We start from the raw sequence: 10,886 nt of genomic DNA on the forward strand, positions 1-10,886 counted from the left end.
GGCTTGGCGCCAGGCGCGGCCGCGGCGGCAGGCGCAGGCGGCTGGGCATCGCCCACCGTGGTGGCTGGCAAGGTTTTCAAGGAAATCACACGCAGGCGCGCATGCTGGCCCAGCAATTGTTCCAGCAGCGCGACCATGCGTTCGGGCGCCACCAGGCCATGCTGCTGCTGGCGCAGCGCGCCCGTCAGGCTGGCCGTTTCCGCCAGCAGCGATGCCAGGCGGGCCCGCGCATCCTGGTCGGGGTCCGTGCTGTGCGCCAGCATGGTCAGTTCGATGACCTTGTCGACGGCAATCAATTCCGTCTGCTTTTGCGCAATGCTGGCCTCAAGCCGCGCCTGCTTGGCGGACTGCGGCGTGAACAGCATGAAATAGAACAGGAAGACGACGGCGGCCACGCTGGCGCCAAATACCATTACCCGTTCGCGCAGGCTCAGCGCATCGAAGGCGGCGGCCCATTTTTTCAGCAATGGCAGCATCAGCGCGTCCCTCCCGCTTGCGCGGCCGATGCCGGCGTGGCTGCTGACTGCAGGCTGAACGCCACGTAGGGTACCGTCGGTGCCGCCGGCGCCTTGGCGTCCGCCACGGCGGGCTGCTCCGGCAGGCCGATGTCGAGGCTGGAAAAAGTCTTGCCCTTCAACACTTCCTGCTGGCCCAGCCGCTTGATGTAGGCTGGCAATAGCGACGCTTGCAAGGCGCGGCCCTGCAAACCGATGGCATTGCCGGCGCCGCTGATGCTCACGCCCGTCAGCCACACGCCTTCCACCCGGGCTTGCGACAGCGCGCGGAAATAGCCGGCATAGCCTTGCGTATTACCCAGCTCGCCACTGGCCAGCACGGCCGAGGCATCCTGCAGCAACTGGCGCTGCGCTTCGGCAGCGGCCACTTCCTGTTCCAGCGCAGGATCTTTCTTGCGCGGCGGGAAATCACGCATGGTCTTGTCGCGCCTGGCTTCGCCTTGCGCCAGGGCCGCCTGCATGCCCGCTTCCCGCGCTTCCAGCGCCGCCACCTTGCGCTGGCCCGCGATGCTCAAGGCCAGCAGCACCAGCACCAGCACGCCCAGGGCCTGGCTGGCCGTGCGCGCCGTGACATATTCTTTCTTTCGTTCAAACCTGGGATTGAAGAGATTGATCTGCTGGCTCATGCGCCCTTCCCTTCCGCCTTGGCCGCTTGGCGGCCGTCCGTTGCGCCCTGCTCGCGCAAGGCGGCGCCCAGCGCGAGGAAGTAGCGCACCTGCATGGCGCCTTCGCGCAAGGCCGCCACCTGGCTCAGATCGAGCACCGTGGCCAGATCCAGCTGTTCCACCGGCATGTACAGATTGTCGGCCAGATAAGCGTGCAAGCCATCGCCGCCGCCCGTCATCAGCATCAGGCGCGCCAGCGAAATGAAATGGAACTGGCGCTCGAAATGGTCGAAGGTGCGCTGCAGTTCCAGGGTGACGCGGTCATGGTACTGGCTGGCGTCTGCCGACTGCAGCTGCACCAGCGTGACGTCAATGCGGCGCGCCTGGTACAGCTCGCCATTGAAGCTCATGGTCAGCAAGCCGCCATCGCCATCGAAGGACAGCACGGCAATGCCGCGCCCCGGGGTTTCCAGCAAGGTGGCGATATTGCGCTGCGCCATCTCCGGTATGTCGATCACGGACAGGCCGATCTTGCATTCCGTGTACAGCGCCTGGCGCGCGGACACGGCACTGTTGCGCGCAGCCACGGCAAACACGCTGCTGCCGCGCTGGGTGCCGTTGGGGTCGCCGGGAATGTCGAAGACATCGATGGTGGCGTCGGCCAGGGGAAAGTCCAGCATATCCTTCAGGCGCCAGCCGACGGCCGTTTTGAGTTCCTCGCGCGGCACGGCGGGCGCTTCCAGCGACAGCAGCTGGTACTCGCCGCCCGCCAGCACGGTGGTGCAGTGGCGCGATGCGGCCTGCAATTCCTTGCCCAGTTTTTCCAGCGCCTCGGCCGGCGCCGGCGCGTGGCGGCCTGGAAGCTGGCGCCCAGCACGCGCGGCATGCCGCCGGCGGGACGTTCGACCACGACGGCGCTGATGCCGTCACGGCCAAACGCCGTGGCCAGCCAGCCATCGTACTTCTTTGCTCTTGCGAATAAACCCATGCGTACGATCCAGTGTAAGTGCCTGCCCGATCTTGTCGCGCAGATAATGCATCAAACCAATTTTAATTCATGAAGCCAACTTTATTGTGCAAAAACAATAAATTAGCGATCTTTTTCTCTACTTCACCTCACTGCGACAACACGGCTTGCAGCCGGCGCTGGACATAATCGGGGTTATTGCCGGGATTCGGGCAGCGCGGCATGGCTGCGGCCGGCTGGTTGCAGGCCGTGGCGGTGATGGTCCAGCTGGACAAGGTGCCGGGGCCGGTGGCCAGCGTGCATTGCACGCTGACGGTAAATGGCGACAGTGTCGTGCCCGCCGGCAAGGCGAACGCGGAGGCCCCGATGCATGGGGCGCCGGCAGCCAGGCCCGCCGCCACCTGCTGGCGCAAGCCCCATTCGAGCCCGGCGCGCGCGGCCTGCTCGGCGCGCACGCCCTGTACGTCCATGGCCGACTGCGTGTGCTGGACGGTGCTGATGCTGACCATGGCGACGGCCAGTCCGGCCAGCACCACCAGCAGAAAAATCGCCGTGACGAGGCTGAAACCGCGCATACGCTGCGCGCGGCGCAGCGGGGTCGATTGCATCATGGCGTATTCCTCACTTGCACCTGCTGCACCAGGCGCACGACGCCGGCACTGGTGTTCGGCACGCCCAGGCTCAGGTCGATATTCACCAGCCCGCGCTGCACGTTGGCCAGGGCGTTGTAGCTGAAGACGCAGCGCGCCACCTGGCGCGCCAGCAGCGCCGCCGTGGCGCCGGCCAGCGGCGCGCCAGTCTCGGCGGCCGGCTGGTTCGGGCCGATCGCGTAGCGTTCGTAGCGGGTCAAGGTGCCTGTCGTCAGATTGCAGGCATACGTGACGGGCGTCGTCACCACCTGGAAGCGGTTCGATGGCGAAGGCAGCGGCGCCGGCGCCGTGGCGAACGGGTAGCTGCCCAGCGAGACGACAGTGCCGGCCACACCCGTCACGGGCGCGCGGTTGCAGCCGGTGCCGGCGCTGCAGGTGTAGGCATTGTTCGGCGCGTACGCCTGGCCCAGGTTATACACGACGATCTGGTCGCCCACGCTGATCGCCTGGCGCGTGCCCAGCGTATCGGCGGGCGCGGCGCCAACGATGGTAAAGCTGGACGGATAGACCTGGCCCGGCGTGAAGCCCAGTACGTTGCCAAGGCCCGGCGGGTCGTTTTCGCCCAGATAGCGCCCGCCCGTCTTGGTCAGCAGCAGTTCCAGGAACAGGCCGCCGCCCGTCACGCGCACGCTGTTGGGCAAGGCCAGGCGCACGTCGCGCGCCAGGCGCCGCGCCGCCGTATCGGCCGCATCGGCCAGGGTGGCGCGCGCCGTCGTATCCACATAGCCTTGCACGGGCACGCGGATGAAGACGGCCACCATGCCGCCGATGATGCCCGTGATGACGATGACGATGACCATCTCCATCAGGGTAAAGCCGCGCTGGCGGCGCTGCGTGTGAATAAAATTTTTCATGGGATGCTGTTGGGCGCGTAGCGCACGCGGTAGCCGTCGAGCACGATATCCTCGCCGGGGGCATACGCCACGCTGACGCGGATGCGCAGGCTTTCCGTGGCGGGCAAGCCGTTCAGCGCCTCCTGGGTGATCGTCACCCGGGCAATGTATTGCTGGCCCGCGCCGGCGGCCCAGGCATTGCCTTGCGCATCGGTCGCATAGGCAACGGGCGTGCCGTAAGCGGTCACGTAATCGTTGACGTTGTCGAACGGGCGCGGCACGCCGCCCGCCTCCTGGCCCGGTCCTTCCGGGATGGTGCAGGCGGCCGGACTGGCGGCCGTTTCGGCGGCCGGGTCCAGCGGATCGCAAAAGGTAAAGCGCGCCAGCTGGATTTCTTCCAGCATGCCTTCGGCGATGGCCAGCGCCTGCTTGCGCAGTTGCGGATCGGCACTGTGCTGCGTCGTCAGGCGCATCACTTCCATGATGCCGACGGAGGCCACGCCGACGATGACGATGAACAGCACCACTTCCACCAGGGTCACGCCGCGCTGGCGCCGGTGCCGCCACCGATTAATAGACATAACCGGTCCCCCCTTCCACCGTGATGGTGCGCAGCATGTCCGTGCCCTGGATGCCCAGGCGCAGGCGGGCCGGGAAGGTGGACGGCGCCGGGAAGGCATTGGCCAGCGCATACGGCTGGCCCAGCGCGTCAAAATAAAAGCCCGCCGTACCGGCAGGATTGGTGCCCAGGGCCACGCTGGCGGGAACGCCTTCGCACAGCCAGGCATCCTGGCCATTGCAATACTGGCGCGTCTCGCGACTGCCACTGTTGCGTCCACCTGGCGCGACCACCCGGCTGGCGGGGCTGCAGAGCGCATCGAAACACACGGCCAGGCCGCCGGCATTGAGGCGCACGAAGACGGGGCGGTTCTGCGCCACGGCCAGCTTTTGCGCATAGCGCAGCATGCTGGCCGCCTGGTCGCTGAAACTGCGCGCATCGAACGTCTCGCGCTGAAAAAAAGCGCGCGCCCGCGAAGGCCGCCATCACGCCGGCCAGCACCAGTACCGTCACCAGTTCGATCAGCGTGAAGCCGCGCGCGCCGCGCCGCCGCGACGGCAAGGCGGCGCGGCGGGGAGCGGACAGGCGTGTGACTGGCATGGAAGACAAATGGACTACCCGTAAAAAAGCCCAACTGGCCGGAGCCTGGGGTTGGGCTGGTGCTGGTGCGGTGGTGCTGGTGACGGGACAGGGCCAGGCCCTGCCCCCAGGGCAAGAGGCGCTGCGCGCTTAGCCGCAGTTAGCCTGGGTGGCGTTGATGACCACCGTTGGCGGCGTCACCGCGGTACCAGCCGGGGCGGCAACCGCCGGGGTGTACACCACGTTGCACTGGGTACCGACATGGCCCGGATCCGGCGTGATCGTCACGTTACCGGCAGCAACGGCTACCTGGTAGTCAGCCAGGCCGCCGGCGGCAGCAACGATGCCGGCGGCATCGGCGGTCGGGTAGCCGTTCGCGCCAGTGATCGCCAAGCCTTCCATCGTCACGTCGGGCGTGGCGGCATTGTTGCTGTTGACCAGCCATTGAGCGTGGTACATGGCCGAGGCGGCGCGTAAGGCGCCGGCGGCGGCCTGCATCTTCGCGAAGCGCGCATCAGCCGCCAGATTCGTAAAGCGGGGAATTGCCGTTGCCGCCAGAATGCCCAGGATGACAATCACAACCACCAGCTCGATCAGGGTAAAACCGCCCTGCGCGCCGCTCTTCAGATTACGTAAGGATTTATTCATACCAGCTCTCCAAAATCAATATAAAAACATGAAACCAATACATGAAACTTTCGCTGCGCGCACTCAATGGCATTCAATTTGCTGTCGAGTCCGGCGTTTTCCACACCACGATATCGGGTTCCTGGGCGAGCTTTTCAACATCGGCGTCTGCACCAGGCAAGGTTACCTTAAATTTCACTGAACCAACACTCGAACGGGAAAAAATATTGCCACTACTTAACAAATAGATGACTTTCTGCTCTTTTCTGTCGTATAGCCAATTTCCCGCCGGCAGTCTGTCCAGCGCCGGAGCGTCAAACTCGCCCAGATAGTTGGCGGGTTTTTCCTCCAGCCAGTCGAAGGGGTTTTGCCGCGCCAGCGCAGGCAGCTGCGTGCGCCGGCCCGCCAGGTACAGCTGCAGGGCCTGCACGCGCAGGCTGGTGCGCAGCGCGCCCAGCGTCTGCGCCATGGCCACCTGCTGCGCCTTCTGCTGGTAGTCGCTCACGCGGCTGAGAAACACCGTCACCAGGATGGCGAACACGGCGGCCACCACGGCCAGCTCGAACAGGGTGAAGCCGCGCTGGCGGGTCCGGACGCCCATCAGTGCAGGGCCGCCTTGCCCAGGTCCCAGATCGGCAGGAAGATGCCCAGCGCCAGCACCAGCACGAGGGCGCCAAGGAAGACGATGAGTATCGGCTCGATCTGCGCCGACAGGGTTTTCAGCTCGTAATCGACTTCGCGCTCGTACATGGCCGCGATCTCGTCCATCAAGTCGTCGAGCGAACCCGATTCCTCGCCCACGGCTATCATCTGCAGCACCACGGGCGTAAACACGTTGGCCGCCACCGAGGTGCGCAAGATGCTCTCGCCGCGCTCGACGCCGTCGCGCATCTGTTCCACGCGCGAACTCAGGTAGGTATTGTCGACCGTTTGCGACACCACCGTCAGCGCCTGCACGATGGGCACGCCGCTCGTGCTCGACAGGGCGAAGCTGCGCGCGAAGCGGGCCATGGTGCCCTTCAGGATGATCTTGCCGGCGATCGGCAGGCGCAGCTTGGCGCGATCCCATTTGTACTGTCCCGCTTTCGTGCCCAGCCAGGCGCGCCAGCCGAAAAAGGCGCCCGCCGCCAGCAGCAGCAGGACGGGCCAGTAATCGATGGTGAAGCGCGACGTGCCGATCAGGATGCGCGTCATCAGCGGCAGTTCCGCGTGGAAGCTGGCAAACACTTTCTCGAATTGCGGGATGACGAACATGTTGACGACGACCATGGCGGCGATCATGGCCACCATCACGAACGACGGATAGCGCGTGGCCGATTTCACGCGCGCGCGCATGTCGCGGTCAAATTCCAGGTGGTCAAACAGGCGCAAAAACACTTCGTCCAGGCGCCCCGTCATTTCACCCACGCGCACCATCGACAGATAGAAGGGCGTGAATATCGTGGGGTGGCGCGCCATGGCAGCCGACAGTTCGCGCCCCGCGTCGAGCGACTCGCGCACATCCTTGATGATGCGGCCGAAAGCGGGGCTGATGGCGGACTCCTGCAAGCCGGCCAGGCCGCGCATGATGGGCACGCCCGCTTTCAGCAGGGTGTACAGCTGGCGGCTGAACAGCTGCACGTCCATGGGCGTGACTTTTTTCTCCGTCAGTTTGTCCCACCAGTTCAACTGGCTGGCGCCGGCGCCCGTCACCGTCTGCTTGGTGGCGCTGATGTCGACGGGCGTGATGCCGCCGGCCATCAGCTGGTCGGCCACGGCGCCGCTGTCGGCCCCTTCCATCACCCCGGTCAGCAGTTCGCCGTTGGCGTTGCGTGCCTTGTAAGCAAAGAACGGCACCTCAATCCTCGCTCTGGTTGCTGATGCGCATGGCTTCCGTCACCGTCGTGCGGCCTTGCACCACCAGCTGCACCGCATGCCGGCGCAAGGTTTCGCCCGCCATCTGCGCCGACGCCACCTTCATGAAGTGGGACGGATCGGCATGGTTGGCGGCGTCCGCCACGGCGCGCGTGATTTCCAGCAATTCGTAGACGCCCGTGCGGCCCCGGTAGCCCATGCCGTTGCAATGCGAACAGCCCTTGCCATGGAAATACTGGTTACGTTCGACCAGCTCGCCCAGTTCCAGGCGCAGCCATTCGTATTCGTTTGGCGTGGGCACATATGGCGTGCTGCAGCTTTCGCAGATCACGCGCACCAGGCGCTGCGCCAGGACGGCTTGCAGCGAACTGCCCACCATGTAGCGCGGCACGCCCATGTCCATCAGGCGCAGCGGCGTGCTGATGGCATCGTTGGTGTGCAGGGTCGACAGCACCAGGTGACCGGTCATGGCGGCGCGCAAACCGATCTGCGCCGTTTCCTGGTCGCGCATCTCGCCCACCAGCACGATGTCCGGATCCTGGCGCAGGGCCGAGCGCAGCACGCGGGCGAAGTTCAGCTCGATCTTGTCATTGACTTGCACCTGGTTGATGCCGGACAGGCGGTACTCGACGGGGTCTTCCACCGTGATGAGCTTTTTTTCCACCGAATTCAGTTCGGCCAGCGCGCAGTACAGGGTTGTCGTCTTGCCGCTGCCGGTCGGCCCCGTCACCAGCACCAGGCCGTTGGGGCGGTGCACGATGGCGCGGAACTGCTCCACCAGCTTGGGCGGCATGCCGATGGCGTCCAGGCGCAGGGTGGTGCCGCCCTGGTTCAGCAGACGCATCACCACCGATTCGCCATACTGCGTCGGCATGGTCGAGATACGCACGTCGATGCGCTGGTTTTTCACGCGGATGGCGAAGCGGCCATCCTGCGGCAGGCGCTTCTCGGAAATATCCAGGTCCGACATCAGTTTTAAGCGCAGCGCCAGCGAACTGGCGATCTTGCTGTCCGCTTCCGTCTGCAGATGCAGCACGCCGTCGATGCGGAAGCGGATCTGCAGCCGGCCTTCCTGCGGCTCGATGTGGATGTCGGAGGCGCGCACCTGCGTGGCATCCTCGAACACGGATTGCAGCAGCTTGACGATAGGCGCCTCTTCCAGGCCCGGATTGACGGCCAGCGCGCCGAAGTCGACAGAGACGTCGCCCAGGTCCTGCTCCAGCTCGCGCGTCAGGGTGGAAATATCTTCCGTGCGGCGGTAGATGCGGTCGATGGCCGCCAGCACTTCCGTTTCGTTGACCACGGCCAGTTCGATCTGCCGCTTGACCAGGCGCGAAATTTCATCGTAGGCAAACAGGTCGGTCGGGTCGGACATGCCGACCAGCAAGCCCTCGCGGCGGTCTTCCAGCACCAGCGCGCGGAAACGCCGCGCCTGGGTTTCCGGCAGCAGCCGCACCAGCTCGGGATTGATATTGAAAAATTTCAGATTGATGTAGGGAATGTCCAGCTGGCGCGCCAGCGCGCCGGAGATCTGTTCTTCCGTGACGAACCCGTGCTCGACAAACACCCGTCCCAGCTTGCGTCCGGAACGCTTCTGCTCCGTCAAGGCCTGGCCCAACTGTTCTTCCGTCAGCAACTTCTGCTGCACCAAAATTTCACCGAGCCGGACTTTCTCTGGCCTTGCCATGCTTGCTCCTCGACAGATTCGACAGACATGCCCCATGGGGGCGCGCAGGTATTTTATTCCAGAACCTGTTGTTTCTTAAAGAAAATACATTCCGCCGCTTGATTTTTGTGCATTTCAGCACTCTACAAGGAAACACTTGCCGGGCGCCGTCACGCATGACAATAATGATGGCCGTTCACCGTTTTTCACCGCCCTTCCCGCCCTTATGAACGCCTGCGCCATCGAGTTCCACAACGTGCACAAACAGCTGGCCGGCGCCGCCGTGCTGCGCGGCGTTGACCTGCAGGTGCGCGCGGGCGAACTGTTCGGCCTGGTCGGCGTGAACGGCGCGGGCAAGACGACACTGCTCAAATGCCTGCTCGATTTTTGCACGCCGGAACAGGGCAGCATCGCCATCTTTGGCCAGCCGCACCGGCACAGCGCTGCGCGCCAGCCCCTGGCTTTCCTGCCCGAGCGCTTCCAGGCGCCGCACTACCTGACGGGCGGCGATTTCCTGCGCTACCAGCTCAGCTTGCACGACGTGCGCCATGCGCAAGCGCCAGTGGAGCAAGCCCTGGCGGCGCTGGACCTGGCGCCGCAGGCGCTGCTGCGCCCCGCGCACACGTACTCCAAGGGCATGATGCAAAAACTGGGATTGGCCGCCTGCCTGCTGTCGGGCAAGCCGCAGCTGCTGCTCGACGAACCGATGAGCGGACTCGACCCGAAGGCGCGTGCCCTCTTCAAGCAGGCGCTGCGGCAACTGCAGGCGCAGGGCCGGGGTGCCTTTTTCACCTCGCACGCGCTGGCCGACGTGGACGAGCTGTGCGACCGCATGGCCATTTTGCACCAGGGCCGCATGCTGTTTACCGGCACGCCCGCTGAATGCCGCGCCCGCCACGGCGGCGCGCCCGATGCCAGCCTGGAGCAGGCCTTTTTGAATTGCATCGGCACATGAGCGCCGGGACGCAGGCGCCGGGCACGCCACCGGGCAGCGCTTACGCGCCATCGCCGCACGGCATGTACCTGCGCCATTTCCAGTTGCGCACGGCGCCGTTCGGCATCACCCCGGATCCCGCCTTTTTTTATGAGGGCAATACGCGCGGCGCCCTGCTCGACGCGCTGCTGTACGCCGTCACGCAAGGCGAAGGCATCGTCAAGCTGACGGGCGAAGTGGGCAGCGGCAAGACCATGCTGTGCCGCATGCTGGCCGAGCGGCTGCCGGCGCACGTCGAGGTGCTGTACCTGCTCAATCCCTGCCTGGAGCCGGACGAAGTGCTGTACGCCATCGCCGCCGAACTGGGCCTGGAGCTGGACGGACGCCGCGCCGATGAAGTGCTGCGCACCCTGCATGCCGAACTCATCGCAAGGCATGCGGCCGGACGCCAGGTGGTGCTGCTGGCCGAAGAAGCGCAAGCCATGCCGGTGGCCACCCTGGAAGCCGTGCGGCTGCTGACGAACCTGGAAACGGCCAGCCACAAGCTGCTGCAAATCGTGCTGTTCGGCCAGCCGGAACTGGACCGCACCCTGGATTTGCCGCAGCTGCGCCAGCTCAAGGAACGCATCACCCACAGCTTTACCGTGCCGCGCCTGCCGCCCGCCTTGCTGAACGATTACCTCGCATGCCGGCTGGCGGCGGCGGGACGCGCGGCGCCGCTCATGTTTACGCCGGCTGCGCTGCGCCAGCTGGCGCACGCCTCGCAAGGCATCGTGCGCAGGATTAACATTCTGGCCGACAAGGCCTTGCTGGCCGCCTTTGCGGACGATGCGCAGCAAGTGCAGGGACGCCACATGCGGCTGGCCATCGCCGACAGCCCCTTCCAGCCCGCGCCATGGCATGCGGGCCGGCTGCTGGCGGCCACCCTGAGCGCACTGATGCTGGTGCTGGCCGCCGCCCTGCTGTGGCAATGGCTGGCGCCAGGATGGGCGGCAGGTGCGGGCGGCACAGGCGGCACAGGCGCTGCAAGCGGTGCAGCGGGTTCAAGCGCCACGAGTGGCACACGCCGCGCCAGCGCAATCAGCGGGACAGGCGAA

The 10,886-nt window shown here is 65.5% G+C and carries 13 protein-coding genes and 1 pseudogene; 2 read left to right on the forward strand and 12 right to left on the reverse strand.

Annotated elements, in window-relative coordinates; translation table 11 throughout:
• The 12 genes and pseudogenes from gspM to JaAD80_RS26660 form a co-directional block, all read right to left on the reverse strand.
• Positions 1-476, reverse strand: a 476-nt coding sequence (gene gspM / locus JaAD80_RS26605) for a type II secretion system protein GspM (protein WP_146012553.1), incomplete at its 3' end; no start/stop codon positions are given.
• Positions 476-1,141 carry a PilN domain-containing protein gene (locus tag JaAD80_RS26610; RefSeq protein ID WP_102299047.1) on the reverse strand — a complete coding sequence of 222 codons (666 nt, stop codon included), beginning with the start codon at positions 1,139-1,141 and terminating at the stop codon, positions 476-478. The genes gspM and JaAD80_RS26610, both read right to left, overlap by 1 nt.
• Entirely contained in the window at positions 1,138-1,926 is a 789-nt protein-coding gene (gene pilM, locus JaAD80_RS26615) for an agglutinin biogenesis protein MshI (protein WP_308410651.1), read from the reverse strand. Before pilM ends, JaAD80_RS26610 begins: the two co-directional genes overlap by 4 nt.
• A gap of 310 nt (positions 1,927-2,236) precedes the next feature.
• Entirely contained in the window at positions 2,237-2,698 is a 462-nt protein-coding gene (locus tag JaAD80_RS26620; protein WP_258003199.1) for an agglutinin biogenesis protein MshP, read from the reverse strand.
• A complete protein-coding gene (locus tag JaAD80_RS26625) occupies positions 2,695-3,591 on the reverse strand; it encodes a prepilin-type N-terminal cleavage/methylation domain-containing protein (RefSeq protein WP_102299049.1) in 897 nt (298 codons plus the stop codon). The genes JaAD80_RS26620 and JaAD80_RS26625 overlap by 4 nt, the downstream gene beginning before the upstream one ends.
• A complete protein-coding gene (locus tag JaAD80_RS26630) occupies positions 3,588-4,151 on the reverse strand; it encodes a prepilin-type N-terminal cleavage/methylation domain-containing protein (protein WP_102299050.1) in 564 nt (187 codons plus the stop codon). Before JaAD80_RS26630 ends, JaAD80_RS26625 begins: the two co-directional genes overlap by 4 nt.
• A complete protein-coding gene (locus JaAD80_RS31695) occupies positions 4,141-4,536 on the reverse strand; it encodes an MSHA biogenesis protein MshC (RefSeq protein WP_258003202.1) in 396 nt (131 codons plus the stop codon). Before JaAD80_RS31695 ends, JaAD80_RS26630 begins: the two co-directional genes overlap by 11 nt.
• A 94-nt stretch (positions 4,537-4,630) precedes the next feature.
• Positions 4,631-4,729: pseudogene (locus JaAD80_RS31700) on the reverse strand (prepilin-type N-terminal cleavage/methylation domain-containing protein); the annotation flags it as partial.
• 129 nt (positions 4,730-4,858) lie between these two features.
• On the reverse strand, positions 4,859-5,356 hold the full coding sequence (locus JaAD80_RS31905) for a type II secretion system protein (protein ID WP_102299053.1): 498 nt from the start codon (positions 5,354-5,356) through the stop codon (positions 4,859-4,861).
• Between the two features lie 73 nt (positions 5,357-5,429).
• Positions 5,430-5,936, reverse strand: a complete 507-nt coding sequence (locus tag JaAD80_RS26650) for a type II secretion system protein (protein WP_102299054.1) — start codon at positions 5,934-5,936, stop codon at positions 5,430-5,432.
• Positions 5,936-7,171, reverse strand: coding sequence for a type II secretion system F family protein (locus tag JaAD80_RS26655; RefSeq protein ID WP_102299056.1), 1,236 nt, complete (start codon positions 7,169-7,171; stop codon positions 5,936-5,938). The genes JaAD80_RS26650 and JaAD80_RS26655 overlap by 1 nt, the downstream gene beginning before the upstream one ends.
• Before the next feature lies 1 nt (position 7,172).
• On the reverse strand, positions 7,173-8,876 hold the full coding sequence (locus JaAD80_RS26660) for a GspE/PulE family protein (protein WP_102299057.1): 1,704 nt from the start codon (positions 8,874-8,876) through the stop codon (positions 7,173-7,175).
• A 136-nt stretch (positions 8,877-9,012) separates the two neighbouring features.
• Here JaAD80_RS26660 and JaAD80_RS26665 point away from each other — a divergent pair, with 136 nt between their 5' ends.
• Both JaAD80_RS26665 and JaAD80_RS26670 read left to right on the forward strand, forming a co-directional pair.
• The gene (locus tag JaAD80_RS26665) at positions 9,013-9,810 is read left to right on the forward strand and encodes an ABC transporter ATP-binding protein (protein WP_258003200.1); all 798 of its coding nucleotides are present in this window, start codon (positions 9,013-9,015) and stop codon (positions 9,808-9,810) included.
• Positions 9,807-10,886 (forward strand): ExeA family protein (locus JaAD80_RS26670; protein ID WP_258003201.1); only part of this gene is annotated, 1,080 nt, incomplete at its 3' end. The genes JaAD80_RS26665 and JaAD80_RS26670, both read left to right, overlap by 4 nt.

The organism is Janthinobacterium sp. AD80 (assembly GCF_002878455.1).
Classification (GTDB): domain Bacteria; phylum Pseudomonadota; class Gammaproteobacteria; order Burkholderiales; family Burkholderiaceae_D; genus Janthinobacterium.

What these genes read in the sequence shown, in the direction of transcription:
- JaAD80_RS26610 (WP_102299047.1), bottom strand. Translation starts at nt 1,141, where the DNA reads ATGAGCCAGCAGATCAATCTCTTCAATCCCAGGTTTGAACGAAAGAAA.
- JaAD80_RS31905 (WP_102299053.1), bottom strand. Translation starts at nt 5,356, where the DNA reads ATGAATAAATCCTTACGTAATCTGAAGAGCGGCGCGCAGGGCGGTTTT.
- JaAD80_RS31695 (WP_258003202.1), bottom strand. Translation starts at nt 4,536, where the DNA reads ATGCTGCGCTATGCGCAAAAGCTGGCCGTGGCGCAGAACCGCCCCGTC.
- JaAD80_RS26660 (WP_102299057.1), bottom strand. Translation starts at nt 8,876, where the DNA reads ATGGCAAGGCCAGAGAAAGTCCGGCTCGGTGAAATTTTGGTGCAGCAG.
- JaAD80_RS26630 (WP_102299050.1), bottom strand. Translation starts at nt 4,151, where the DNA reads ATGTCTATTAATCGGTGGCGGCACCGGCGCCAGCGCGGCGTGACCCTG.
- JaAD80_RS26650 (WP_102299054.1), bottom strand. Translation starts at nt 5,936, where the DNA reads ATGGGCGTCCGGACCCGCCAGCGCGGCTTCACCCTGTTCGAGCTGGCC.
- JaAD80_RS26620 (WP_258003199.1), bottom strand. Translation starts at nt 2,698, where the DNA reads ATGATGCAATCGACCCCGCTGCGCCGCGCGCAGCGTATGCGCGGTTTC.
- JaAD80_RS26625 (WP_102299049.1), bottom strand. Translation starts at nt 3,591, where the DNA reads ATGAAAAATTTTATTCACACGCAGCGCCGCCAGCGCGGCTTTACCCTG.